We start from the raw sequence: 26,310 nt of genomic DNA, 5'->3' as shown, positions 1-26,310 counted from the left end.
TTCCGATCTTCCCGGCGCGCGAGAGACGCGCCTGAGGTGAGTTCGAGACCCATTCATTTGGTTGAAATGGTGCGGACCAGCCCGCTCAGCTGCCACAGAGCTGCCTGGTCTTATCCGTTCCGGACACCTTATCTGCAGCGTTCTGTACGTTGGCCGCCGCGCGCAATGCTCGAAAGCCTACGCGTCTCCTTACAGCGCACTGTCTGAAAGGCAGCCGTTTCAGCCATATCGATGGGTCTCGATCATTTTGGATCGCTCAGGTCCAGTTGAGCACAACTTTTCCGGCTTCTCCCGACTTCATGGCCGCAAATCCGTCTTCAAACTCATCAACGTCGAAGCGATGGGTGATGACGTTGCGCACATCCAGGCCATTTTGAAGCATGGCAATCATCTTGTACCAGGTTTCAAAAATCTCACGGCCATAGACACCCTTGATCGTGATCGCCTTGAACACAATGCGGGACCAGTCGACGGGAGATTTGCCGGGCGGAATTCCAAGAAGAGCGATCCGCCCACCCATGACAAGGTTTTCGACCATCTGGTCGAGCGCGATCTGATTTCCGGACATTTCCAGGCCGACGTCAAATCCTTCCTGCATCCCCAGCTTCTGCTCGATGCCTTCAAGATCTTCCTTTGCAACGTTAACCGGTACAACGTCAGCAACCTTTGTTGCCAGATCCAGGCGTGCCTGATTGACGTCCGTGATGACCACATTGCGCGCACCAACATGACGAGCAACGGCAGCGGCCATGATACCGATCGGACCGGCACCGGTTATCAGAACATCTTCACCAACCAGATCGAAGCTGAGGGCTGTGTGAACCGCATTGCCCAGTGGATCGAGAATGGCACCGATTTCATCATCGATTTCATCCGGAAGGGGAACGACGTTGAAAGCCGGCAGGCGCAGATATTCGGCAAAGGCACCTTGCTCGTTGACACCGATGCCTCTCGTTTCAGGGTCCAGGTGAAACTTGCCTGCCCGAGACTGGCGGGACTGTTTGCCGATCAGATGCCCCTCGCCGGAGCATCGCTGGCCGATTTCAAACTCAGAGACATTCTTGCCGACCTCGACAATCTCGCCTGCGAACTCGTGACCGGTGATCAAGGGGACCGGCACCGTTTTTGCGGCCCAGTCATCCCAGTTCCAGATGTGAATATCCGTCCCGCAGATACCTGTCTTGTTGATCTTGACCAGAACATCGTCCGGTCCGATTTCAGGCACGGGCGCGCGGGTCATCCAGAGCCCCTCTCTCGGCTCGGACTTGCAGAGTGCTTTCATCTGATTGCTGGCCATCACAAAACTCCCGTCACCTTGCCTGCTTTCTCAAAGGCCTCCAGCGCACGATCCAGGTCGTTTCTGGTCAAAGCAGCGTTCATTTGGGTTCTGATACGTGCCTGCCCGCGCGGAACGACCGGGAAAAAGAAACCGGATACGTAAACACCTTCTTCGAACAACTGGGCTGCCATCGACTGCGCCAACTTGGCTTCACCAAGCATGACCGGAACAATCGGATGTTCTCCCGGCAAGAGGGTGAAGCCGAGGCTTTCCAGTCCGCTCCGCCAGTATTTGGTGTTCTCAAAAAGATTCCGGCGCAGTTCGTCACCTTCCTCAGCCAACCGGATCGCTTCAAGACCGCTCATGACCACTGCCGGTGGCAGCGAATTGGAGAAGAGATAAGGTCGTGCACGTTGGCGCAGCAGGTCGATGACCGGTTGCGGTCCGGCGATGTAGCCGCCGATACCGCCGCCCAGTGCCTTGCCCAGCGTACCGGTCAGAATATCGACATCTACACCGAAGTGCGCCGGAGTTCCCTCCCCCTTCGGCCCCATGAAGCCGGTTGCATGGCAATCATCCACCATGACGATCGCATCGTATTTCTTCGCCAGAGCGGTAATCTCCGGCAGTTTGGCGAGATAGCCATCCATTGAAAAAACACCGTCGGTCGCGATCATGATGTGGCGGCTTCCCGCCTCGCGCGCTTCCTTCAGCTTGGCTTCCAGATCCGTCATATCGGAATTGGCGTAGCGAAACCGTTTGGCCTTGCAAAGACGGATGCCGTCAATGATCGAGGCATGATTAAGCGCATCCGATATAATCGCATCCTCAGGCCCAAGGAGCGGCTCGAAAAGCCCGCCATTTGCATCAAAACATGCAGCAAACAGGATCGAGTCGTCCTTGCCGAGGAACTTTGCGATACGCTTCTCAAGCACTCTGTGAATGTCTTGCGTCCCGCAGATGAACCTCACGGAGGCCATACCGTAGCCTTTCGGCTCCAGTGCGTTTCTTGCCGCCTCTATCAGCGCAGGATGATCGGCCAACCCGAGATAATTGTTGGCGCACAGATTGATGACTTCCCGTCCGCCAACGGTGATCAGACCGCCTTGGGGTGAAGTGATCAGGCGCTCGCGTTTGTATAGCCCTTCGGCTTCGATCTCTTTCAGCGTATTCGAAATGTGGGACAAAAAAGCGTCGGACAAGTGGTTCTCTCCAGCAAAATGGAAACTCACTCCACTATACTGGATTTTTGTTCACGATAAAAGAACACTCATCCAACATTACGGAAAATTATAATTCGACCAGCAATACCTTACCCAAGTCGATGGCCTTACCCGGGCGATGACATTTGGCCAGTGCAGCGGCCCGTGAAGGCCGCTGCACTGGAGCCGCAGACGCGCCAAGGCAAAAAACTCGGGCTGGATTGGAGTGGGGTCCAACCTCTGCCCGAGCAAGCGCCGGATCGGGCGACCGGCAGCTTAGGTTCTTTTGCTATGGCGCTGCGACGCTGGGAAACCTTCACCTCACAGAGAGGCAAATCCTGTCCGGATAAGCGATCTATCAATCGAAACCGCAGCTGTTTATCTGTATCTGCACGTCGACATCCGGCTCGTCTCTGACATCGATCAGGACCCGTTACACATGTGTTCTGCGCAACATCAGCCCGAACCCATCCCGTCAGACACTTCACTTAGAAGCGGTGACGCTTTCTTTTCCGGATACGCTTGCAAACTCAACAATTTTCCGCGCTGCCCCACGCGGCTGGCCATAATTCAAATCAACAATTGAAAACCTAAAGGAAGCAAAGAAAAATGCCGCCTGAAACTAAACACGATTCAGAAGGCTCCTCCCTTGGAATACGTGTACACTCATGCATATTTACCTAAACGTTATATGCTGACCACGATTGATCATATGAGCACTGAACGCCAAAAAAACTTTTCCCGTAAACACGATCAACTTGATATTTTCCGCCAATCCGGCTGGGCATCCGAAATCCGCGAAGACAAGCGGGAAGCGATTCTGAATTTCGGCAAGATCAAAACCTTCAAGGCCAAGTCTGCGGTCTATAGCGCCGGAGAGATGTCTGACGGTTTGTATGGTGTCCTGCAGGGCGTGGTTGAACTCACCCATCCCAATGAACTGGGCGAGATGGTCGCCTTTCACCAGGTTGAGCCCGGATACTGGATCGGTGACCTGGCCCACCTTGCCCAGAAGGAAAGACTGATTACGATCAGCACCGTCACAGATGCCGTCCTGCTGCATCTGGACGCTTCTGCCATCTACTATCTGCTCAAACAGCATCCGACGCTGATCACCGACTTTTATCGCCTGACCTACCAGAATGTCCGATTGGCTCTTCGCCTGATCAGCTCCCTGTCGGCGAGCCAGAACACACGTGCGATCGTCATGCGATTGCTCATTCACGACGACGGCAGCGACCCAGCGCCCTGGTTTGTCCTGACGCAGAAGTCACTGGCCGAAATGACCGGAATCTCTTACCCGACCGTACGCCGCGTGATACGCCCCTTTTTGGACAACGGATGGGTCGAAGCCGCAAACGGACGGATGCGTGTCATCAACCGGGCAGCATTGCTGGCTCACTGTGAGAGTGTCTGAAAGGTCTGGTCAGAGTTTCACCACCATCAGCACCGCCTTTGCCGGCCCGTCGATCGCTTCAATGCAATGCGGGACGTCGGCCGCATATCTGGCAGTGTCTCCCTTGCTGATGACGCCTTTTGCAACGCCGGATGTAACCTGCAATCGCCCGTCTTCTGCGATCAGTTGCTCGCGCGTCCCGCGTTCATGCGGCTTGCTCTCCAGTTTGCCGCCTTCCGAGAAGATCAGCTCATAAACTTCCAGGCGCCCAGTGTCCTGAGGAGGCGACAGGATACGGATCTTGCAGCCATCTCCGGCGCGGTCGAGTGTCGGCGTCTGATGTTCATGCAGAATTTCGACCCGATCCTCCGCAGTCTCCTCTCCCAGCAATCCGGCAAAGTCGACGTTGAGCGCTCTTGTGAGATTGAGCAGCGTTGCCACGGTTGGGTTGGATTCACCTCGCTCGATCTGGCTGACCATGGACCGAGAAACGCCAGAAAGCTTTTCAACAGCCTCCAGGGAGAGGCCTTGTGCGCGACGCGCTTTCTTCAAACGCTCAGGGAGACGGGAAAGGATATCTGAATCTGTCATCACGGAACTAAAATCCGTTTGCTCGGATTTTGCAATTTTTCTTTTGTCCAGATGTGAATTCCGACAATTGTGAACCGCCCGATTTGAAAAGCAATAATTTCACAAATTCGGCAATCGGATCAGCCGGTTTCCCTTGTTGGCCCCGCCCGTCGCTTCCTAGGCGCATCCTGTCGTATTCGGAACACTTGTTGCACCGCCTTCTCAAATAGCGTTTCGCCAACGTCGAGACGGTGCAATCCCGCTGGTTTGACGCCCTATTTTTTGGAAACGCCCCGGAGAAAGCAAATGGCAAGCGATATTGAAATTGCTCGCGCAGCGAAGATGAAACCGATTCAGGAAATCGGTGCCAAACTGAACATTTCAGACGAATCTCTGCTGCCTTACGGCCGCACCAAAGCCAAAATCTCTGCCGACTTCATCGAAAGCCTCGACGGCAAGAACAACGGCAAACTGATCCTCGTAACAGCGATCAACCCGACCCCGGCAGGTGAAGGCAAGACGACCACAACCGTTGGCCTGGGTGACGGCCTAAACCGTATCGGCAAGAACGCAATGATCTGTTTGCGGGAACCGTCCCTTGGCCCTTGCTTCGGCATGAAGGGTGGTGCTGCCGGTGGCGGTTACGCCCAGGTCGTTCCGATGGAAGACATCAACCTGCACTTCACAGGCGACTTCCACGCAATCACCTCCGCTCATAACCTTCTGTCCGCCCTGATCGAGAACCACATCTACTGGGGCAACGAGCTTGGCATCGACCAGCGCCGCGTGACCTGGCGCCGCGTGCTCGACATGAACGACCGTGCCCTGCGTTCGATTGTCTGCTCGCTCGGTGGCGTTGCCAACGGCTTCCCGCGCGAAGGCGGATTTGACATCACCGTTGCCTCCGAAATCATGGCGATCCTCTGCCTGGCGACCGATCTGGAAGACCTGCAGAAGCGCCTCGGTGACATCATCGTTGCCTATCGCCGCGACCGTTCCCCGATCCGGGCACGTGATCTGGAAGCAGACGGCGCAATGACCGTTCTCCTCAAAGAAGCGCTGCAGCCGAACCTGGTCCAGACCCTGGAAAACAACCCGGCGTTCATTCATGGCGGCCCGTTCGCCAACATTGCGCACGGCTGTAACTCGGTTGTGGCCACCCAGACCGCATTGAAACTGTCGGACTATGTGGTCACCGAAGCCGGTTTCGGTGCCGACCTTGGCGCTGAGAAGTTCTTCGACATCAAGTGCCGCAAGGCCGGGCTGTCCCCTGATGCCGTTGTCATCGTCGCCACCATCAAGGCGCTGAAGATGAACGGTGGAGTGGCGAAGGAAGACCTGGGCAGCGAAAACGTCGAAGCGGTCGTGAGCGGTTGTGCCAACCTTGGCCGTCACATCGAGAACGTCAAGCAGTTCGGTGTTCCGGCTGTTGTCGCGATCAACCACTTCACTGCTGACACCGAAGCTGAAGTACAGGCAGTCAAGGACTACTGCGCAGAGCTCGGCGTCGACGCGATCCTGGCAACACACTGGGCCAACGGCTCTGCCGGAACCGAGGAACTGGCAAACCGCGTTGTTGAGCTTGCCGAAAGCGGCGCTGCACAGTTTGCTCCGCTCTACGAAGACGGCCTGTCGTTGTTCGAAAAGATCGAAACTGTTGCCAAGCGGATTTACCGCGCAGACGAAGTTCTGGCGGACAAGTCCGTCCGGGACCAGCTGAAGCGCTGGGAAGCCGATGGCTTTGGCGATCTTCCGGTCTGCATGGCCAAGACGCAGTACTCCTTCACCACCGATCCGCAACTTCGCGGCGCGCCGACTGGCCACAGCCTGCCGGTTCGTGAAGTTCGCCTGTCGGCTGGTGCCGGGTTCATCGTGGTGATCTGCGGTGAGATCATGACCATGCCGGGTCTGCCGCGTGTCCCGTCCGCAAACCACATCAAGCTGGACGAAAACGGTCAGATCGAAGGACTGTTCTAATTGCTGGATGAGTGATTTTCGTGCTCACCGTGGTGAGCACGAAACACCAATCGGTCGTTGCTGACGCAGCGATTGACACATAAAGAAGTTGCCGCGCACGGTTTCTGTCAAACGACACCTCGTGCGCGGCCCGCAGCATGTGTCCCGGCTCGTCGTCCCGACACGACACCAAAGGTTATGCCGCTCCCGCCTGCATAGTTGCCATAGTGCAGACCACCGACCATTTCGCCGACCGCATAGAGCCCCTCAATGGGAGGCCCGGCTTCCGATTTCACTCGCATGTCGGTGTCTACACTGAGCCCCCCAAAGGTGAAAGTTATCCCTGCAGTGAGCTTGAAAAGCTTGTATGGGGGCGTGTCGATTTTGCGCGCCCAGTGGCTCTTGGGCGGATCCAGATCCTTTGTTTTACAATCGTCCAGCGCAGAGGGATTAAAGGAACCATCCACGATCGCATCATTGTATCTGGATATCGTTTTGAGAAAACTTTCAACTGGGAGATCGGCTTTCCGCGCAAGCTCTTCCAGGGTTTCCGCCTCTACGAACTTGGCGGGTTCCCCGTATTCCAGCGGATTGAGGAGCTCAAAGGATTTGGCATCGAACACCTGATAAGCAATCTGATCCGGTTGCGCTGCAATGCTATGACCCATCTCGACATAGGTGTGGGTTCGAATATCCTTTCCCTCGTCAATGAACCGTTCGCCCTCATTGTTGACCACGACCCCGAAAACGTAAAAGTTACGGCTGTGACGATTGGTGAGTTCGAGATCTCCGATATCTGGAGCTTCATAGGCCCATCCGGTTGCATGACACCCTGCCAGATCCCCTTTGAACGCAGCTTTGACTGATTCACCGAAGTGAAATCCGTCTCCGGTGTTGTACGGGGTGCCGCGCACCTTCACATCCCGCCAGATTTCTCCGAGAAAGCGTGCCCGAAGTGAACTGCTGGCTTCAAATCCGCCGCATGCAAGAATGACACTGGTCGCACGAATTTCAGATGTTTCACCGTTCCGGTCAACGGTAACACCACAAATGCGCCCGGCTTGCGAAACAAGTCCGGTTGCCGGAGCGCCGAGACAAATTGTAACGCCAGCCCTTTGCGCGGATTGCCTGTGCTCGCGCATCAATCCACGGCCACGTTCTGCAGGGCCGACAAGCGCACCGCCCCAATAGACGTGACGTCCGTCAATCTTGTGAGCCATGCGTTCCCGGTTCAGACGGAAACTAAATCCGCGACGTCTCAACCAATTCATCGCGTCCAAAGATTCATCCACGAGGATTTCGAGCAACTCCGGATCAGAGCGCCCGTCGCTGGCATTCAACATATCCTGACGAAAACTTTCCTTGGGATACGGAGAAATGACAGAACTCTCATCTTCAGGTGAGAAATCTACAATGGCCTTCAGATCATCGACGGTGTCGTAGGCAAACAAAAACCCTGCAATGAAACCACTATTGCCCCCTTCCCATTGCTCGGGAGCTTTTTCCAACAGCAGCACATTCGCTCCTGCCTCGGCCGCCGCACTTGCAGCCGAGTAGCCTGCGTTGCCACCCCCCACTACGACGACATCAAACTCTTTCGACAAATCGTCCATGGATCACCTCACGTTTCCAAATAATGACAGATCGGATACGCGACATGATCGGGCAGCTCCTTTTCCGTGAACGGCTCACCGGCTTGCTCAAAACCCTCCCCCTTGAGTTTTTCCAGGCGGTAAGTTCCGCAGATCGCCAGGATAGCGTTGACATCCATGGCCTTGATTTCTCTGATACGGATCATATCGAAATCGTGCCAAAGTCCCCGGTGATGAAATTCACGTAATAGCACCAGTCTGGAAACAACGGCGACACGGCCGACAACAGGTCTTCGGAAGGTAAAATTCGAAACGTAGTCTGCCTTGTCCTTGGTTTCGAACAAGTTCATCCGTGCCGCGCCAACCAAAGATGAGGAAGCGTCTTTCAACACGTAGTGGAAGGCGTTTTCGTCCTTTTCGTCGAGCCATTTTCCTGAGGTTCTGATTTTCTCGCTCACGCCGCTCTCCTGGCTCCAGGCTCTCACGCGAAGCCTGCCCAAATCGTCAAGAAGCTGTGGAGAGTGCGGTGGCTCGTAACGTTCAATCGGAAGCAAATCATCAGTCATAAGATACCTCTAGTCGGCAAGGTTTTGGCGGTGCCTCATTCTCAACGCAGCATGAAAATGCTGGAGTACCAACTCGAAATTCATCGCAGCTTTCGACAAATTGCCCAGTCTGCTGGCGGGTGAGTTTCGAACAATCAAACACAGATCCCACTCATCATTCTTTTTCGGCCCCCTTTTTTGTTTCTCTGCGGTGCACCAGGTAAAAGACTGCGTTCATAACAACACTGAACAGAAGTAGCAGGATCATCCAGCGATAGCCTGGCCCGACAGCTGCATATCCCTTCGGTGCCGTATGCGCGGAAAAGACAAACACACCTGATAGCAGCGCGATTGAAAGGCTTCCGGCGACCTGACGTATTGTCTGGGTGAGCCCAACAACGCTGCCGCGTTCGCTGTCATCTCCAACAGCCACGGCGCTCACGTAAGAGGGCAGAACCGTCAATCCTGTCCCCACCCCCGCCATGAACAGCCCCAAAACGGAATAGAACAGACTGCCGCGATAGGACCCCGCGTCGAACACAACAAACCCGGCCAATGTGATCGAAGGCCCCAAAAGGAGGAGGTGATAAGGGCCGAACCTGTCGAACACTCGCCCCGTCACCGGTACGACAACAATCCATCCACCGACAAAGGCAAGCAAAACAAACCCGGCGACCGAAGGAGAGAGTTGAAATTCAATCTGCAGAGCTTGAGGAACGAAAACACAAACTGCGACTGCAAACATCTGCGTGCAGGCAACCGCAAAGGAAAAATGCCGGTACCTGGATGCTCCAAACAATTTCAGTGGCAGAAGCTGGTGTTGTGCCTGTCGGTTCAGCACAGCGAATACGAAAAGAAGACTGACGCCGATTGCGATGGCCGCGAGAGGCAAAACACCGATATGGGAAGCTCCGCTTGTGTCTTGAAGACCAAATACAAGCAGGGCGAGCCCGGATGCCAGTACAGCACTTAATCCGACGTAGCCGGACAATTCGGCTTTGCTTTTTCCGGATCGTTGCTCCGACCAAGAGATACTACCGACAATGACCAATGCCGCAATCCCGGCAGGAAGAGCCAGGTAAAATACACTGCGCCAGGAAACATGCTGTGCCAGAATTCCACCCAACAACGGCCCCATGACAAAAATTGCCTGGGCGCCGCTCACGACATATCCGACAATACGCCCACGCCTTTCCCTGGGTACAAGCTTCAGAACGATTGCCAGTGACGTGGGCATGATCAATGCACCGCCAACTCCCTGGATGACCCGCGCAGTCAAGATCCAACTGGCTGATTGATGCTCAAGATGAGGCGTTGCACCTGCCAGCGCGGAACCAAGCAGAAAAAAACCGACCCCCATACAGAATGTTGCACGCGTGCCGATAGCGTCTCCAAGCCGACCTGCAACCGCGACGCAGGCCGCATAAGAGACGATGTAAGCGTTAACCACCCAGGGAAGCGTTGCCGAACTCAGATCCAGGGCGCTCCGCATTTCCGGCAGCGCAATGCCGATTGCCGAAATATCATAAAAGACCATCCCTTGCGCGAGGCTCATCGCCGCCACAACAAAGATTGTCGTCCGTTCCAATTTCACCGGGTGAGCGCTTTTGTGACTTTGTGATTGCCGCACGTCTTCAAACACGTTTCACCTGAGCCGTGCGCTTTTTGAACCGCAATCCATTGAGGCCCGTCAATCAAGTCACCTCGTAGACTACAGGCACAAGATAAGCCGCACCTGAACTCACATTCGCGATTTCTGCCGTCGACGCGCGGCCAACAATGTTTCCGAATTTGCCGTTTCGATAATAAATCCCGCCAGCCAACCTGGCTTGATCTATTGAAACAGCGCCTGTGGAGCCGACTTGAGCAGAGTTGTACAGGAATGAATCGACACGCCTTTGCGCAAGGTACGGAACGTCCCCTTTGGCGAGCGACCGGACCAGGTCTGTCCAACTATCCTTCGTGTGGTCGCGGCCACTGGATGCACCAAGCCCCTGGTAATCATTGCGCGGTTTCACAATCCACTCTTCCGGGTCAGACAGGACTTCCTCAAAAATTCCCCGGTATTCGCCATCGAACGAATGTTGATCCAACAGGAAAGACTCTGGTGTGTGCGCGTCGATGAATGCATTTTCTTCATCTGAAAGTGCCGCCCGGACGGACGGCAACCGGAAGGCAGCAAATATCGCCTTGTCTTCAGTGATGGTCATGGCAGCGACGTTGTTGATCAACAGAACATTGTTGTCAGATACGGCTTCCAGAAACCCGTGATGGTGTGAAAGTGCGCCAGCTTTCCAGCTGTGCTTGCTTCCGAACAGCCGCATCTTGTTGTAAAGCGCTGTCACGGCTTCTCCTTCACCGGACATCCGATAGCCAATTCGATGTTGCAATTCATCGACCGGACCGACGTAGACGGTTAAACCAGCCCCTTCCAGTGCGCCCCTTATTAGATTGATTTCATTATATTTTTGATTTTCATCTGTAACGATTGCAATCGCGCCTGAAGCGGTTGAGAACTTGCGCATCATACGCTTGATGCTGCCTCCCAGCTCTGCCCCAGGATCGCTGTACTCGCCTCGACAGTGGGGAACTTCGAACTCTCCCGAAATACGGTTGGCAAATCGATCATTTGTGATCCCGACAGGAATAAAACCACCAGGCATCGCTGAATTGGTTTCAAGAAAAACAATGTTCCCCTGGGTATTCACCAGAAAATCATACCGTCCATAGACCTGGAAATGCTCGAGTTGCCGGATCATGAAGGGTTTGTAGATCGCGTATTGAGAAAACAACTCAAGAAGTTCGGCATTTCCGTTCACGTACATCTGCGTAACGGTTTCGATGATTCCGTGAAGAGTCTCAGCAAGTTTTTTCAGCTGCACCACTTGGTCGACACGAAAACAGATCGGACAAGGTTGTGTTCCTGCTTTGCCAAAAAACGGATCAATTTGCTCCAGATCCCGGGCAAACGACGTTTTCAGGTGAGAGTATTTATCAGGCGTTGCAACGGCAAGCTCGGACATATTTGCCGCGACGTCGAAAATCGAACGAAAGTCCATACGCGTCTCCCGATAGGAGGCCAGAATCAAGTTTGCTCAAAACTGAAACCAAAACAGCATCTTAGCGTGCACAACCCCAGAAATCTGCTGCCGCATGCTTGTCTTTTGGCTTCATTCTCTGCTTGTCACATTTCAGTATACCCAATTGACGATGAACGATTTCTGATCTTGCTCATCCTGCGCATCTGACTGCCTACATGTGTTCAGGGCTGTTCCCAGGATCCATAGCCCATTTCCATTCAACGCCATCTACTGGGTTCTGACCCACCTGCGCTGCAGCCGGGGCTCGCCTGCGACGCAGGAAATTCCGGCGGCAGGCGCTTGCCGTTTCTCATTGAGGTAGGCGCTTGTTTCCTGTTCGGTCGTGCAAACCGGACGCGTTATCAGGCTGTAACCCTTGTTGCGCAAACAGAGCTGAAACTGCCTTGCCCTCAAGGGATCATTCGGATCAAAGCTGACTGTTGTCGGAGGTCCGGCGTAACCGCGATAACCGTAACACGCCCAGCCGGCACAATAGCGCGGGCCAAAACCGCCGCCATAACCTCCAACAATGCGCGTCTCGTATGCCGGCGGCACATCCTTGAGAGCTGCAACCTGGCATGCGTCTATCACCCCCTGCCGCTGTGCGAGGGTCGATCCGGTCTTGTGAACCACCTCGACGCTGCCGCCCAGCGACTGGCAGGCGCTCAGGGCAAAGGCCGAGACCAAACATGCGGCGATTGAAACCCGACCCGTCATTGCTGTTTTCCATCTATGGTACAAGTCGATCTAATTACACCTGATTTCTGCATGCAATAAACGATTCCTGATCCATCTCCCGCAAGCGTTACCTCCCTGTCGCGTAAACGACTGGCGGTGTCGCTTTGAAGATATCGGCAAATCCCGCTTGAGGCATAAGGTTTTTCACTAAGTTGAACTCTCTTTGCGCCTGTTGGAGCTGCCAATGTCCGATGAAGAAGATATCGATCTCGCCTCCCTCTCCGACGACGAACTTGTCGAGCAGATGCATGATGACCTCTATGACGGTCTTCAGGAAGAAATCGAAGATGCCGTTAATATCCTGCTGGAGCGCGGCTGGGTCCCTTACGATGTCCTGACCAAGGCATTGGTTGAAGGCATGCGGATCGTCGGTGTCGACTTCCGTGATGGCATCCTGTTCGTGCCGGAAGTGCTGCTCTCTGCAAACGCCATGAAGGCCGGCATGGGCATCCTGCGTCCGCTGCTTGCCGAAACCGGCGCACCAAAGGTCGGCAAGATGGTGATCGGCACCGTGAAAGGTGACATTCACGACATCGGCAAGAACCTCGTTTCCATGATGATGGAAGGTGCTGGCTTCGAAGTGATCGACATCGGTATCAACAATCCGGTCGAAAACTATCTGGCGGCCCTCGAAGAGCACCAGCCAGAGATCCTCGGCATGTCTGCCCTTCTGACCACGACCATGCCTTACATGAAGGTCGTCATCGACGAGATGAAGGCAAAGGGTATCCGTGACGACTACATCGTTCTTGTCGGCGGCGCACCGCTGAACGAAGAATTTGGTGAAGCGGTCGGTGCTGATGGATACTGCCGGGATGCGGCTGTTGCGGTTGAGATGGCGAAGGATCTGATTGCCCGCCGTCACAACCAGCTGGCCGGCAAAGGCTGATACAAGTGTGGGAGGGGGCTGCCGACATGCAGGCGGGCGAACCTCTTTTTCCGATTGAAACGGATGAGAACGCGAACGACAAAATCGGTCGCGTTCTTGTCATTGCCTGCGGTGCACTGGCACGGGAAATCGTCGCACTTCGCGACCAGAACGGCCTCGATCACATCGACCTCACCTGCCTGCCGGCCAAACTCCACAACACTCCCGACAAGATTCCCGAAGAAGTTCGCCGCACGATCATGCTGCACCGGGATGTCTATTCCGATATCCTGGTTGCCTATGGCGACTGCGGAACCGGTGGCCTCCTGGACAAGGTTCTGGAAGAAACCGGAGCAAGGCGGATCGAAGGCGCTCATTGCTATGCCTTTTTCACAGGCCTTGAGGAATTTGATAAGCTGGAAGATGATCAGCTGGGGACTTTCTACCTGACCGATTTCCTTGCCCGTCATTTTCAAACGATGGTCATAGAACCGCTTGGCCTCGATTGGCACCCGCATTTGCGGGACATGTATTTTGAACATTATACGCGGCTGCTTTACCTGGCGCAGACGGACGATCCAAAGCTTGAAGAAGCCGCACGCGAGGCTGCGAAACGGCTCGATCTGCCATTTGAAATGCGGCGTACGGGGTACGGAATGCTCGACCCGTTCCTGGAAAGCAAAACCTGAATCAGCTTTCGGGATCACGTGCCTCGAAATCGCCTTCGGACAGGTCGGAATTTCACTTGCCGATGCCGCTATCAGGCGACTTGAATTCGGGCTTATCCGGCAATCATGGTTTTCAAGAGGAGCGAGAAACCATGGCTCAAAAGATCATCGTGTACTGGCGGGATATTCCGGCACAGATCCTGGTGAAGAAAGGACGCAAGTCCGCACGCAGGGAAATGCCGCCCGTGTTCATGGAAGCAATTGACGCATGTGCCATGCGGGTCGGGGCAAAGGACAGCGACGCCTATATGGCGGAGTGGCGCCGTGCCGACCCTATAGAGGTTTCGGACGACCTGGAAACGGAAGCGGAAGCGGCACTTGAAGAACTCGTTGCCGCATATCCGAAGGAAAGACTGAAAACGCTGCTTGCAAGTGGAGGCACGGAGAATGACTGAACAACGCCTGTTGGCGAATGGGCGGCTGGCCGCCTCTACCGAAATGTCGCCAAAGCAGGTGGTCGAAAAGACCGAACTGCTGGCCAATATTCCGGCTGGCACGCAGGTTTACGTGACCGATCTCGGAAATGCCTCCGAAGACACGATTGTCTCGGCGGCGCGAGTTTTGAGAGACGCAAAACTCACGGCAGTGCCCCATATGGCCGCGCGTCGTTATCCTTCCATGGAAGCGTTTGAGCGCCGCATTACCCGCCTTGTTCAGGAAGCTGGTGTGACCGAAGTGCTTACCATTGCCGGTGAAGCGGAGAAGGCAGGCCCACTCACCTCTTCCGTTGCACTCTTGGAAACCGGTCTTTTCGACAAGCTCGGCATCAACAAGATAGCCGTTGCCGGCCACCCGGAAGGTGCCCCGGATATCAAACCGGATGTGATCAAGGCCTTTCTTCAGCGCAAGCACGAAATCGCAGCCAACAGCGACGCCGAATTCCGGCTTGTCACACAGTTCGGCTTTGATCCGCACCGGGTCAGCCTGTGGCTCGATGAGCTGCGCGAATGGGGCAATCAGTTCCCCGTTCACATCGGTGTTGCCGGTCCCGCGAAAATGACAACGCTGTTGAAATATGCAGCCTTTGCTGGTGTCGAGAATTCGCTGAACTTCCTGAAGAAGCGCGGCGGTGCGGTGGTCTCCATGTTGTCCGGCTATGACCCGAACACGATGGTGGAGCCTCTGGAAACCCGTGTGACCAGCCAGCCGACATCGCAGCTCGAGCAAATCCATGTCTACCCGTTCGGTGGCATCCAAAAGACTGCGGACTGGCTGCATAGCCGTGGGAGCTGGTCCTTTCAAACCCAATCAACAATGACCGCCAACGAGAGCGCATAAATGACCCGTACTGTCGTCGCATCCGCAACCAAGGAAATCGTAATCGGTTTTGACCAGCCGTTCTGCGTCATCGGTGAGCGGATCAACCCGACCGGCCGCAAGAAACTTGCAGCCGAAATGGTTGAAGGCAACTTCGAAACCGTCAAGGCCGATGCAATCGCTCAGGTTGCCGCAGGCGCGACCATGCTCGACATCAACGCCGGTGTCACCGCTGTTAATCCGAACGAAACCGAACCGCCGCTCATGGTCAAAACTCTTGAGATTGTTCAAGAGCTTACGGACGTTCCATTAGCAATCGATTCATCTGTCTCCGAAGCGATCAAGGCAGGTCTTGAGGTTGCCAAGGGCCGCCCTCTGGTCAACTCGGTAACGGGCGAAGAAGAAAAACTCGAAGCCATTCTGCCATTGGTCAAGAAATACGACGTGCCTGTGGTCGCGATCTCAAATGACGAAACCGGTATTTCGGAAGATCCCGATGTCCGGTTTGCGGTTGCCAAGAAAATTGTTGAGCGTGCCGCCGACTACGGCATCCCCGCGCACGATATTGTCGTGGATCCGCTTGTCATGCCGATCGGCGCAATGGGCACGGCCGGCCAGCAGGTGTTTCAGCTGCTGCGTCGGTTGCGTGAAGAACTGAAGGTCAACACAACCTGCGGTCTTTCCAACATTTCCTTCGGTCTGCCACACCGTCACGGCATCAATGCCGGCTTCATTCCGATGGTGATCGGCGCTGGCATGACCTCGGCGATCATGAACCCGTGCCGGCCGCAGGAAATGGAAGCTGTGCGGGCGGCCAATGTCCTCAACGGAACCGACCCGAACTGCCAGGAATGGATCATGACTTACCGTGATCATCAGCCTGCGGCGGCCGGTTCGACCGCTGCCCCGGCAGATGGTGCGGCCGCGGCTGGCGGGCGCCGACGTGGTGGACGTGCCGCAAGAAGATCTGCAGGATAAAAACTGAGAGAAAGTGACGGGCATCCTCCCTGCCCGGGCATGAACTCTCAAACGCGATCCCCTCCCCGTTGGGGAGGGGTTTTGCGCTTCAGGAAGCGACATTTAAACCGAGCTACCGGACCAGATGACCGAAGAGACCAAACTCGCCAAAGTCGTTTTTCAGCCCAGCGGACGAAGGGGCACTTTCGCGGTCGGAACGCCGCTGCTTGATGCGGCCCGGTCGCTTGGCGTCTATGTGGAATCGGTCTGTGGCGGACGCGGTATCTGCGGGCGTTGTCAAATCTCCGTTTCTGAAGGCAATTTTGCCAAGGAGAACCTGACCAGCGCCGCCGAAAATCTGGAAGAGGCGACCGAGGCCGAAACGCGCTATGCGACATTGCGCAAGCTGTCTGCTGACCGGCGACTTTCCTGTCAGGCCAGGATCCTGGGCGATTTGGTCGTGGACGTGCCAACGGACGCGCAAACCAACCGCCAGGTCGTGCGCAAGCGAGCAGAAGCCAAGCATATCGACGCGGACAGCGCTGTCTCTCTGATCACACTCACCTTGACCGAACCCGACATGGAAACTCCGCGCGGCGATGTTGATCGTCTGCGTGAGGCCTTGAGCCAGGAGACCGGGCTGCCGGACCTCGCGGTCGACCCGGTCCTGCTGCCTCGGGTTCAGGCGATCTTGCGCAAAGGTCAGTGGACAGTCACCGCAGCAATTTACAATGATGCCCTCCAGACGCCTGCTCTCGTCGCCCTATGGCCGGGCGAAAAGAAAGTGGCCTATGGTCTGGCCGTTGACATCGGCTCAACAACGATCGCTGCACATCTGTGCAACCTCAGAAACGGGCGAACCGTCTCTTCTGCCGGCACATCCAACCCACAGATCCGCTTCGGCGAAGATCTGATGTCGCGGGTGTCCTATGTACAGATGAACCCTTCGAAACTGCCCGACCTGACCAAGGCCGTACGCGATGCGATCAACGCATTGATCGGAAAACTCGTTGCGGATGTCGGAGCTGAGCGCAGCGATGTTCTGGACGCCACTTTCGTCGGCAACCCGGTGATGCATCACCTGTTCCTCGGGATTGACCCGATCGAGCTTGGCGGCGCTCCCTTTGCGTTGGCGGTTTCCGATGCGATGGAATTGCATGCGCGAGATCTGGACCTGGAGCTCAATCCGGGGGCTAGGGTCTACATGCTGCCATGCATTGCGGGACATGTCGGCGCAGACGCTGCAGCCGCAACACTTTCCGAAAGCCCCTACTCTCATGATGAGATCACGCTGCTGGTGGATGTCGGCACCAATGCAGAAATCGTGCTCGGCAACAAGAACCGTCTTCTGGCAGCCTCATCCCCGACCGGTCCCGCATTTGAGGGCGCGGAAATTTCCTCCGGTCAGCGAGCAGCACCTGGTGCAATCGAGCGCATCCGTGTCGACAAGGAAACGCTTGAACCGCGCTTCAAGGTCATTGGCGTCGATGAATGGTCAGACGAAGACGGCTTTGCGGAAAAGGTCGAGAGTGTCGGGGTTACCGGCATTTGCGGCTCCGGCATCATTGAAGCAGTCGCCGAGATGTATCTTGCGGGACTGATCACCGAAGACGGTGTCATCGACGGCTCGATGGCGAACCGCACGTCGCGCATACAGTCTCAGGGGCGGACATTTTCCTATCTGATTGCAGACGACGGGGTGGAAATTTCCATTCTGCAAACGGACATCCGCGCAATCCAGCTCGCCAAGGGCGCGCTATATGCCGGTGTCAAACTGCTTCAGGACAAGCTGGGCACCTATGAACTGGACCGGATCCGGCTTGCCGGAGCCTTCGGCAGTTACATCGATCCCAAATACGCAATGATTCTCGGCCTTATTCCCGATTGTCCGCTCGATGGCGTTTCAGGCGTCGGCAATGCGGCGGGAACCGGTGCGCGCATGGCCCTTCTCAACAGGGGCTACCGGCGCGAGATCGAACAGACGGTCCGGGACATTGAGAAAATAGAAACTGCTCTGGAGCCGAAGTTTCAGGAGCATTTCGTCAATGCGATGGCTCTGCCCAACAAGGTCGACCCGTTCCCGAACCTGCGCTCGAAGGTGGAACTACCCGAACCGAAGCAGCTTGCCGATCAGGACAGCTCCGGAGGCGAGCGACGACGCAGACGCCGCCGCGGTTGATGCACGAAGCAGCTGCCTGAAATCTTGCAGCTGCCTTTTATCAGCCTGAACACACTTCAGGGCTGAGTTCATTCATGCGTCGGCTGATGTCACGCCCGATGGCTTCGCCGTTTTTGCCGACAATAACGCTCAGATGGTTGCCACGGACGTCGACCCATTCCGCGTTGGGCAAATGGCGCGTCCAGACTTTCCGCGGATCGCAATCATTGGGAGATCCTCCCATCGCGCGGTAGAAGACCAGGTCGCCATCATACATGCTCGGCCTATACAGACCTTTCATACGCAGAAGCTGTCGTCCCGCACGTTCGTAATCCGGTGTGTTGCCGTCCACCCATTCAGGTGCAAGTTCCGGATACCCCTCCATTGAAGGGTGGCAAAATCGAAACAGGAGCGGGCGTAAGCTATAGAGCAGCGGGCGCTGCCTTGTTTTGCAAGGCGATTTGTCAGCATCTGATGACATGGACCTTGCAGCGCGCAATCCGGACACGATCCTTCGTGATTTACGGCGGATGCGGTGCAGCAGAAAGCCGACCCATGTCGGCAATGGCCAGGCATGTTCGCTTTGCGGAGTGTCTATCAGACCGAGAAACTCGACCTCTTTCCCATTCGATCGAAGTGCTCTTGCCAGTTCCAACGCAAATATACCGCCGAACGAGTATCCAAGCAGGCTGACCGGGCCTGAAATTCCCTGACTCTCGAGCTCTTCCATGCAGGACCTGACTTCATCCGCCACAACAGCCGGGTCCGTCCGAGGTCTGTCGAACTTGGTCAAGTTCATGCCAAAGACCGCACAGTTTTCGCTCAGGCCATTCAGAATATGCTTGATCTCAAGAAAGCAGCTCACTCCTCCAGCGAAAATGATCAACGGTCGGCGGCTATCGCCTTCCTTGATCTGCAGCAACTTTGGCACGTTGTTGTGGCGTTGCTGCTCGATCGCCTTGGCGAGCGTTCCAACTGTCTGGCAAATATAAAGACTGTTGACGTTAAGTTCGGCACCCAGCTTCTGATGAATTTTCTGTATAAATGTCAGAAGCTTATTGATGTTGAAATATTCATGCAGCTCTTCGTCACTGGAAATTTCGCGACCTGCAATAGCCGAAGCTTCGTCCAATAACAGCGTTTCAATGTGGACTGACATCTAGCCACCTTAATCAGTGCGTCCGGCAAAGAAATTACTGCTTCCGCAAAACCTGATCCAATTGATAGCTGCAATGGGTAAAGAAAACATCTAGTCCATGTGAACCAGACTTCATGGTTTCTGAATATTTCGGAAGGTCGATGCGTGCGGATTGAACGGATGAAGGTGACATGTCCCTGGTCATGTCGCGTGGCTCGCGGGATCGCCGACGAATCCGCAGAGACCTCAGATGTTTCTGCCGCAAGCATCACACAGAAACTTCGGCCGCGATTGAGAAGATCCCACCTCTTTCCATGGCAACCGCACACGGTTGGGCGGGAAATCGGCAAAACTACCGCACCACGATGCGCACCGCCGTATCCAGCAACACCTGAGCGCCAGCAACAAGAGATGCGTCGTCCGTGTGCTCCAGCGGATTATGGCTTATGCCCTTGCGGCTTGGAACGAAGATCATCGCGGTCGGGCAGATCCGTGCCATCATTTGAGCATCGTGACCTGCCCCGGATGTCATTTTCCTGCAGGACAGCTGCCGGGCTGCAGCACAATCTTCAATTAAGCCGACAATCTCCGGGTCAAAGACCACGGGTTCAAAACGCGCCAACGGCTCCGTCTCTATCCTGACACCGTCTTGCGTCTCCAACTCAGCCAGATAGTCAGCCAGCGCTGCCTCTCGTGCCTTCAATGTCGCTTCATCCGGGTCACGCAGGTCAATCGTGAACTCCGCAAAATCGGGAATGACATTGATCGCATTTGGCTCGAACCTGATTGTTCCGACCGTGGCAACGCTGTCAGAGCCCTCGACCAACTGGCGGAGATAGGTGATGACCCTGGCGGCTGCCAGACCCGCATCCTTGCGTAAATAGGTGGGCGTTGTTCCGGCGTGGTTGGCCTCTCCTCTGATTGTCACCTTCTGCCAGGAGATGCCCTGCAGGTTGGCGACAGCGCCCATCAGCTTGTTTTCCGCCTCCAGCACCGGTCCCTGCTCAATATGCGCCTCAATAAAGGCTGAGGGCACGATGCTGCCGGGCTCCATGTCACCGGCATATCCGATACGCGCCAGTTCTTCACCTAGAACGGTGTCGTCATGGCCGGTCACTGCCAATGCGGCATCAGTGTCCATGCCGCCTGCATAAACCAGGGAGCCCATCATATCAGGGGCATAGCGCACCCCTTCTTCATTCGTGAATGCACCGACAATCACTGATCGATCCGGCTCAACGTCGGCTGAGCGCATGGCCTCAATGACCGAAAGGGCCGACAAAACGCCATAACAGCCATCAAGTATTCCGGCGTTGATCACGGTGTCGATGTGACTGCCCATCATCAACGGAGAGGTGTCTCCGGGAACATTCCAGATACCAAAGACATTGCCAATCCTGTCAATGCGGACTTCAAGCCCTGCCTCTTCAAACCAGTCGACCAACTGATCGCGCCCCGCCTTATCCGCGTCAGAGGCGGCAAGACGCGTCAGACGCCCCTCTTCCCGCCCAATGTTGCCAAGCACGTTCAGGCGTGAGAGCAACCGTTCAGCGTCGATCGTCACAGTCATCTTGTTCTCTTTCATCACTCAGGCAGGACCTTCGGAAACGATCACCAACGGCCGGAACCCGGCTCCTGAAACACCTTCCTGAATTTGCCTACAAAGTGCGGCATATCCGGCGGCTCCAGACGGGGTCGTGGCAATGCCCAGCTCCGTCACAGCTCGTGCTGCGGCCTCTCCTTCGTTCTCTGTCAGGGTCACGAAGCGGACGTCGCACTTTTCCAGCGTATTCCAGGCAACAATCGAAGGTTCCTTGCAATCAAGACGGCCCATGTTGCTGTCAGGACCGTCTGCCCGAACCGGCTTGCCTGCCTTGTGACTTTCAATCAGACAAGGTGCGGCTTCGGGTTCAACGACGATGATTTCCGGCTGCTCCGCCCAGTTCTTACGGATCATGTGAGCCATTGCGGCAGCAAGTCCGCCAACACCGGCCTGCAGGTAGACATGGCTGGGCCAGATACCGGTCTCTTCAAACCTCGAACGCAACTCTTCGGCAATGACCGTGTAGCCTTCCATCACCAGTTTCGGGATGTCCGTGTATCCGGGCCACGTCCCGTCAGCCAGAAGGGTTGCCCCTGTGCGGTCGGCATCGGCAATAGCTTCAGCGACGCTGTCATCATAGGTTTCGCCAGCCCGGACGACTTCGGCCCCGCGTTCAGCCAGACGGTCATCAAAACTGTGCGGAACCGTTTTTGCCAGAAAGATCCGCGCGCTGGCGCCAAGAGCCTGTGCCCCGGCGGCCACTCCCAGGCCATGATTGCCGGCACTGGCACACACGAATGTCTGCCTGGAAGCAAAGGCGCGCAGATCCGCATCCTTCAAACGGGCAGCGTCAATGTCCTCGCCGGTCTCCGCCTTCCAACTCCGCATAAGCAGCCGGGCAACAGCGTATGGTCCACCGAGCGCCTTGAAGGCACCAAGTCCCATCCGGGAGGTTTCATCCTTTGCCCAGACTGTCACGCCACCAGGACCAGGCACCTCTCGCAATGGTGAGGGACGGTAGACCTCTTGCTCTCGAAAATATTCGATGGCGCGCAGGAAGTCCGGCTCGAAGGTCAGTTCATCTGTCGTTTTCATGCCTTGAGCATAACAGAAATGGATAAGGCTAATTTTCGTGATACACTCCAACCGCGATTACTTTTCTCAAAAAAGTTCGAAAACTCGATAAATGGCAGCGCAAATTGATAATGCGGATCGACTGATCCTCGACCTGGTCCAGGACAACAGCCGTATCGGGCTGGATATTCTTGCGGATAAATGCGGCCTCTCGGTTCCATCCGTTCAAAGACGTTTGAAACGGTTGCGAGATACGGGCGTGATCAGCAAGGAAATTGCGCTTGTCGATCCCACAAGCCTGGGCTTTGGCATGACTTTCATCGTTATGGTCGAGCTTGAGCGCGAAACACTGCATCAGCTTGATGCCTTTCGCAAACGTGCGCAGGCAGAACTCCAAGTCCAGCAATGTTACTATGTGACCGGCGAAGCAGATTTCACTCTTATCTGCACAGCCCGTGACATGCAGGATTTTGAACAACTGACGCATCGGCTGTTCTTCAACGACGGCAATGTACGAAGGTTCCGGACTTCAGTGGTGATGGATCGCTCCAAGGTTGGTCTGTCGATCCCATGCAAAGAGTGAAAAGAATGTCTCGCTACCGCAGAGCAATTGCAGGCTGGTAGCAAGTTAATCGGACCAAGGATTGTCGTCCCAAGCGAATTCGGTCTTCTGATTTCAACACCTTGCTCGACTTTCGGAGAAAGCGGTGCGAACCTCCACTCAAAGGTGGATTCGACGGGACGCAAGTGATGCAAGAATTCTGGAAAATGACTGCAAGCGAAATATCCGATGCAGTTCGTTCTAAGAAGTTATCCGCAACCGAAGTTACCAAAGCCCATCTGGCACGCATGGATGAGGTCAATCCGAAGATAAACGCGGTCGTACAGGAATTTCCTGAAGAAGCACTGCTGGCGGCGCAACAGGTTGATGATGCGATTGCGCGAGGAGAAGATCCCGGGGTTCTTTGCGGTGTGCCGGTAACCGTCAAGGTGAATGTCGACCAAAAGGGACACGCCTCCACCAATGGTGTTCGTTTGCTGAAAGACCTTGTGGCGCAGGACGACAGCCCGGTCGTTACCAACATTCGCAAGGCCGGTGGCGTCATTGTCGGGCGTACGAACACGCCCGCATTCTCGCTCCGCTGGTTCACCAAAAACAGCCTGCACGGGCAAACTCTGAACCCACGAAACAAAAATATCACCCCGGGAGGGTCGTCGGGGGGCGCCTCGGCAGCCGTTGCAGCGGGCATTTGTGCAATGGGTCATGGCACGGACATCGCAGGGTCCATTCGTTACCCCGCTTATGCCTGCGGTCTGCATGGCCTGCGTACGACATTCGGGAGGATTCCGGCCTATAATGCCAGTGCGCCCGATCGATATATCGGCGCACAATTGATGGCAGTTTCCGGACCGATTGCCAGAAGCATTTCCGACCTGGAAATCTCTCTTGCAGCCATGTCAGCAACGGAAATGAGAGACCCGTGGTATCGGGCTTCTCCCATGAACGGAGATGACTTTCCAAAACGGGCGGCACTGACACTCGCGCCGGACGGAATGTCAATCGATCCGGACGTGCGCACAGCCTTGGTCGAAGCGGCGGACAAACTGAAATCCGCCGGCTGGACGATTGAAGAAGTAGACTGCCCGCCCATGCGCCGTGCCGCCAATGTCAATGCGAGGCTTTGGATGGCAGACACCCAGTTCGGCCAGAAAGACCTGATCGAACGCGAAGCAGAACCCGACTCCCAATTTGTCTTCGAGCAAATGTCGCTAGATGCTGGAACCGTTGGACTTGAGAGCCTCATGGGCGCGCTGCAGGAACGTGTGGGGCTGATCAGGCAATGGGAACTGTTTTTGCAGAACTATCCGCTGTTTATCTGCCCTGTGTCGGGCGAGCTGCCGTTTTCCCAACAACTGGATGTCAGTTCGAAAGAAGCATTCGCTAACGTGTTCGAAGCACAACTGACGCAAAGAGCGCTGCCAGTGATTGGTGTACCTTCGCTGTCGGTTGCCACAGGTGAAGTACGCGATCGCCCTGTCGGAGTTCAGCTTGTCGCTTCGAGATTTCGCGAAGACATCCTGTTGGCCGCAGGCAAAGACCTTGAAAAGGCAAGCGAGCCGATTTCAGTTGCCGATCCTGATTGGAACTGAAGTACCAGAACGATATCCTGTCATGACACCGTTTCAGCGAGGAACTCCAATCCTTGCAGCGTTTCCGGTGTATGCGGGTGTTGCCCCTTCTCTTTCCGCCACCAACGAGAGGATAGTCGGCCGTGCAGCAGACTGTTAGCGTGGAGCTGTTGCAAGATCACTGCGCGGGGGATCCCACGGTTGGGCACACTCCTCAAAGACGTTGAACGTCGGGGCGAACATGCCGGGATCGTCTAGTGTCGCAGCATGCACATAGATCCGCTCTGGAAACCTTGCGGTGCGACTGGTCAAAGGCGAGCCGCAAACGGGACAGAAGCCTGAGTAGGTTTCTGCACCAGCATCGCTTCCACCTTTGTACTCCCTTATTTCTCCTTGAATTTGCAGCCTCGTTTTCGGCAGGGCGAAAGCGCTGGAATGCCCGGTCCCGGTGGATCGCTGGCACTTGCGGCAGTGGCAATTGAACGAAAACTCAATTTCTGCTGCCGCTTCGTATCGCACTGCTCCACACGCGCATCCACCGGAAATCTGATCTGTCATGCCTCCAGCCCCCCTAGCCAGTCATTGAAACGTTTAATCCCTCTTCCCCATCCTTGGGACAGGGCATCGACTGCACCTTGCGTGGGCAGTCGCTCGTGCAGAATACCGACCCGGACACCATCGGCTTCTTCTGTGAATGTCACGGTGACCAGAGTTTCGCGTCCGTTTGTCAGATGCTTGTCTTCTTCACTTTCCCAGGTGAAGACCAGTCTCTCCGGCCGGCAGATTTCCACATACAGCCCGCCATGATGTGACGGCTGCCCCACTTCAGGAACCATCCGAAAACGCCAACGACCTCCCGGCACAAGATCGAGTTCCAGAACTTCGGCCCTGTAGCCAGGTGGTCCAAACCAGCTGGCAATGGCCTCTGAGTTTGTCCAACCGGCAAATGCCGTCTCAAGGTCCGTGGCAAACCACATGCTTTCGCGGACAACGTAGCCGGTGCCAGTAACCTCAATCATTTCGATCACCATCATTGCGACCTTCAACAAACGCACCGAATGACGCCAATTTCTGTCGCCAGAACGCCCGATGTCGCTCAACCCATTCAAGAGCCGGATCCAAACCTGCCGGTGACAATTCGCAATGATGTTCCCGACCTTTGACCGTCCGCTTGATCAGTTGGGCATCCTCCAGAACTTTGAGGTGCTGAGAAATCGCGCCCGGTGTCATGTCATGATGAGCCCCCAGTTCCTTGACTGTCCTGCTGCCACGAAGCAGCTCGTCCAGCATCTGTCGACGAACCGGGTTGGCGAGAGCCGTGAAGGTCGAGTTGAGATCAGTCATTGTTTAGAATATCCTATACTATTTAGATTTTTCTAAATAAAATGACCTTACCTTGTCAAGATCGGCGTTGGTACAGGGTTGCGAACTGGAGAACTCAACTTTCGCAAGAAACCACCGCTACCGCCGCATACACGATCAAACTTCAAGCACCTCGCAGGGCAAGACACAAAAATGCTTGAAGATCAGAAGATATCTCGATTTTCGGAAACGAATTAAAGTTGTCAATTAACCGCCTCGCAACCGCTGCGTCTTTAGGTTCTTCCCGATTTGAGGCCTGCTCGTTCTTCCGGGGTTAGTATGTGTAAAATTTGGTTGAGCTTTTTTCTCTTGGTGTTGTTTTCTGCCTGTCAACACCAACAGACAGGCAGCTCCGCGTACCGAATTAATCGGGTCGTTGTTGACCCGGGCAACAACAGTTACGGATCTGTTGCCGCCATGCAGCTCAGATCCAGGCTTCAGGTTATTGCCGCCGACATAAACCAGCAGGTCGATCCAGCGGCTCCTGCCTATGATCTGGTCGTACGGCTCGACACGGTAAAATACGTAGCACCAAACGGCCCCTTCTTGTTGGGGCGCAGTAGTCTCAAAGGAAAAATGCAGGCAGGACCGTGGAAATTCAGATTCTCTGGATCTGATGATGGTTCGCCTGGTCTCGGTGAAGCCTTTGATCTGGCAAGTTATTATAGTCCCGAGCGCAGTTTCGGACGCATTTCTCAACGTATCGCTCACAAGTTTTCTCGGAAACTTGCACGAGA

General features: G+C 55.3%; 24 protein-coding genes. 10 read left to right on the top strand and 14 right to left on the bottom strand.

Features of this window, described 5'->3' with window-relative positions; all coding sequences use genetic code 11:
• Nucleotides 1-256: 256 nt before the first annotated feature.
• Entirely contained in the window at nucleotides 257-1,297 is a 1,041-nt protein-coding gene (gene tdh / locus ABLO27_RS02185) for an L-threonine 3-dehydrogenase (RefSeq protein WP_353030144.1), read from the bottom strand.
• On the bottom strand, nucleotides 1,297-2,481 hold the full coding sequence (locus ABLO27_RS02180) for a glycine C-acetyltransferase (protein ID WP_353030143.1): 1,185 nt from the start codon (nucleotides 2,479-2,481) through the stop codon (nucleotides 1,297-1,299). Before ABLO27_RS02180 ends, tdh begins: the two co-directional genes overlap by 1 nt.
• A gap of 712 nt (nucleotides 2,482-3,193) precedes the next feature.
• Here ABLO27_RS02180 and ABLO27_RS02175 point away from each other — a divergent pair.
• A complete protein-coding gene (locus ABLO27_RS02175) occupies nucleotides 3,194-3,898 on the top strand; it encodes a Crp/Fnr family transcriptional regulator (RefSeq protein ID WP_353030142.1) in 705 nt (234 codons plus the stop codon).
• Nucleotides 3,899-3,907: 9 nt separating this feature from the next.
• On the opposite strand, the gene ABLO27_RS02170 is transcribed toward ABLO27_RS02175, so the two are convergent.
• Nucleotides 3,908-4,468, bottom strand: a complete 561-nt coding sequence (locus ABLO27_RS02170; RefSeq protein ID WP_353030141.1) for a helix-turn-helix domain-containing protein — start codon at nucleotides 4,466-4,468, stop codon at nucleotides 3,908-3,910.
• 285 nt (nucleotides 4,469-4,753) lie between these two features.
• Between ABLO27_RS02170 and ABLO27_RS02165 the strand changes: the two genes are divergently transcribed.
• Nucleotides 4,754-6,424 (top strand): formate--tetrahydrofolate ligase, encoded by a 1,671-nt coding sequence (locus ABLO27_RS02165; RefSeq protein WP_353030140.1) that lies wholly within the window; start codon nucleotides 4,754-4,756, stop codon nucleotides 6,422-6,424.
• Between the two features lie 107 nt (nucleotides 6,425-6,531).
• Here the strand turns inward: ABLO27_RS02165 and tcuA are convergent, their stop codons facing one another.
• The 5 genes from tcuA to ABLO27_RS02140 all read right to left on the bottom strand — a co-directional run bounded on the left by tcuA (nucleotide 6,532) and on the right by ABLO27_RS02140 (nucleotide 12,337).
• Nucleotides 6,532-8,016, bottom strand: a complete 1,485-nt coding sequence (gene tcuA, locus ABLO27_RS02160) for an FAD-dependent tricarballylate dehydrogenase TcuA (RefSeq protein WP_353030139.1) — start codon at nucleotides 8,014-8,016, stop codon at nucleotides 6,532-6,534.
• 8 nt (nucleotides 8,017-8,024) lie between these two features.
• On the bottom strand, nucleotides 8,025-8,453 hold the full coding sequence (locus ABLO27_RS02155) for a hypothetical protein (protein ID WP_353030138.1): 429 nt from the start codon (nucleotides 8,451-8,453) through the stop codon (nucleotides 8,025-8,027).
• A gap of 262 nt (nucleotides 8,454-8,715) precedes the next feature.
• Entirely contained in the window at nucleotides 8,716-10,095 is a 1,380-nt protein-coding gene (locus ABLO27_RS02150; RefSeq protein ID WP_353030137.1) for an MFS transporter, read from the bottom strand.
• Nucleotides 10,096-10,234: 139 nt separating this feature from the next.
• On the bottom strand, nucleotides 10,235-11,599 hold the full coding sequence (locus ABLO27_RS02145; protein ID WP_353030136.1) for a hypothetical protein: 1,365 nt from the start codon (nucleotides 11,597-11,599) through the stop codon (nucleotides 10,235-10,237).
• Nucleotides 11,600-11,848: 249 nt separating this feature from the next.
• Nucleotides 11,849-12,337, bottom strand: coding sequence for a hypothetical protein (locus tag ABLO27_RS02140; protein ID WP_353030135.1), 489 nt, complete (start codon nucleotides 12,335-12,337; stop codon nucleotides 11,849-11,851).
• Between the two features lie 205 nt (nucleotides 12,338-12,542).
• On the opposite strand from ABLO27_RS02140, the gene ABLO27_RS02135 reads away from it, so the two are divergent.
• The 6 genes from ABLO27_RS02135 (at nucleotide 12,543) to ABLO27_RS02110 (ending at nucleotide 18,347) form a co-directional block, all read left to right on the top strand.
• Nucleotides 12,543-13,247, top strand: coding sequence for a corrinoid protein (locus tag ABLO27_RS02135; protein WP_353030134.1), 705 nt, complete (start codon nucleotides 12,543-12,545; stop codon nucleotides 13,245-13,247).
• Between the two features lie 26 nt (nucleotides 13,248-13,273).
• Nucleotides 13,274-13,915, top strand: a complete 642-nt coding sequence (locus ABLO27_RS02130; protein WP_353030133.1) for a DUF1638 domain-containing protein — start codon at nucleotides 13,274-13,276, stop codon at nucleotides 13,913-13,915.
• Between the two features lie 131 nt (nucleotides 13,916-14,046).
• Nucleotides 14,047-14,349: a virulence factor gene (locus tag ABLO27_RS02125; RefSeq protein WP_353030132.1), complete on the top strand. Its 303-nt coding sequence runs from the start codon at nucleotides 14,047-14,049 to the stop codon at nucleotides 14,347-14,349.
• Entirely contained in the window at nucleotides 14,342-15,232 is an 891-nt protein-coding gene (locus ABLO27_RS02120; protein WP_353030131.1) for a methylenetetrahydrofolate reductase, read from the top strand. The genes ABLO27_RS02125 and ABLO27_RS02120 overlap by 8 nt, the downstream gene beginning before the upstream one ends.
• A complete protein-coding gene (locus tag ABLO27_RS02115; protein ID WP_353030130.1) occupies nucleotides 15,233-16,189 on the top strand; it encodes a methyltetrahydrofolate cobalamin methyltransferase in 957 nt (318 codons plus the stop codon).
• A 124-nt stretch (nucleotides 16,190-16,313) separates the two neighbouring features.
• Nucleotides 16,314-18,347: an ASKHA domain-containing protein gene (locus tag ABLO27_RS02110; RefSeq protein WP_353030128.1), complete on the top strand. Its 2,034-nt coding sequence runs from the start codon at nucleotides 16,314-16,316 to the stop codon at nucleotides 18,345-18,347.
• Between the two features lie 40 nt (nucleotides 18,348-18,387).
• Here the strand turns inward: ABLO27_RS02110 and ABLO27_RS02105 are convergent, their stop codons facing one another.
• The 3 genes from ABLO27_RS02105 to ABLO27_RS02095 all read right to left on the bottom strand — a co-directional run bounded on the left by ABLO27_RS02105 (nucleotide 18,388) and on the right by ABLO27_RS02095 (nucleotide 22,102).
• Nucleotides 18,388-19,485: a thioesterase domain-containing protein gene (locus ABLO27_RS02105; RefSeq protein ID WP_353030127.1), complete on the bottom strand. Its 1,098-nt coding sequence runs from the start codon at nucleotides 19,483-19,485 to the stop codon at nucleotides 18,388-18,390.
• Nucleotides 19,486-19,816: 331 nt separating this feature from the next.
• A complete protein-coding gene (locus ABLO27_RS02100; protein WP_353030126.1) occupies nucleotides 19,817-21,034 on the bottom strand; it encodes a Zn-dependent hydrolase in 1,218 nt (405 codons plus the stop codon).
• Nucleotides 21,035-21,052: 18 nt separating this feature from the next.
• The gene (locus ABLO27_RS02095; RefSeq protein ID WP_353030124.1) at nucleotides 21,053-22,102 is read right to left on the bottom strand and encodes a diaminopropionate ammonia-lyase; all 1,050 of its coding nucleotides are present in this window, start codon (nucleotides 22,100-22,102) and stop codon (nucleotides 21,053-21,055) included.
• Between the two features lie 91 nt (nucleotides 22,103-22,193).
• Here ABLO27_RS02095 and ABLO27_RS02090 point away from each other — a divergent pair, with 91 nt between their 5' ends.
• Both ABLO27_RS02090 and ABLO27_RS02085 read left to right on the top strand, forming a co-directional pair.
• Nucleotides 22,194-22,664, top strand: a complete 471-nt coding sequence (locus tag ABLO27_RS02090; RefSeq protein WP_353030123.1) for an Lrp/AsnC family transcriptional regulator — start codon at nucleotides 22,194-22,196, stop codon at nucleotides 22,662-22,664.
• Between the two features lie 167 nt (nucleotides 22,665-22,831).
• Entirely contained in the window at nucleotides 22,832-24,232 is a 1,401-nt protein-coding gene (locus ABLO27_RS02085) for an amidase family protein (protein WP_353030121.1), read from the top strand.
• Nucleotides 24,233-24,367: 135 nt separating this feature from the next.
• Here ABLO27_RS02085 and ABLO27_RS02080 read toward each other — a convergent pair whose 3' ends face one another.
• From ABLO27_RS02080 to ABLO27_RS02070, 3 genes are read right to left on the bottom strand one after another with little or no spacing between them, the layout of a single operon-like run.
• Nucleotides 24,368-24,769 (bottom strand): GFA family protein, encoded by a 402-nt coding sequence (locus ABLO27_RS02080; protein ID WP_353030120.1) that lies wholly within the window; start codon nucleotides 24,767-24,769, stop codon nucleotides 24,368-24,370.
• The gene (locus ABLO27_RS02075) at nucleotides 24,766-25,245 is read right to left on the bottom strand and encodes an SRPBCC family protein (RefSeq protein WP_353030119.1); all 480 of its coding nucleotides are present in this window, start codon (nucleotides 25,243-25,245) and stop codon (nucleotides 24,766-24,768) included. The genes ABLO27_RS02080 and ABLO27_RS02075 overlap by 4 nt, the downstream gene beginning before the upstream one ends.
• A complete protein-coding gene (locus ABLO27_RS02070) occupies nucleotides 25,223-25,555 on the bottom strand; it encodes an ArsR/SmtB family transcription factor (protein ID WP_353030117.1) in 333 nt (110 codons plus the stop codon). The genes ABLO27_RS02075 and ABLO27_RS02070 overlap by 23 nt, the downstream gene beginning before the upstream one ends.
• Between the last annotated feature and the right edge of the window lie 755 nt (nucleotides 25,556-26,310).

The organism is Roseibium sp. SCP15, from assembly GCF_040329435.1.
GTDB lineage: Bacteria > Pseudomonadota > Alphaproteobacteria > Rhizobiales > Stappiaceae > Roseibium.
Note: the sequence above shows the minus strand (reverse complement) of the source record. Positions and strands in the feature narration are given on the sequence as shown.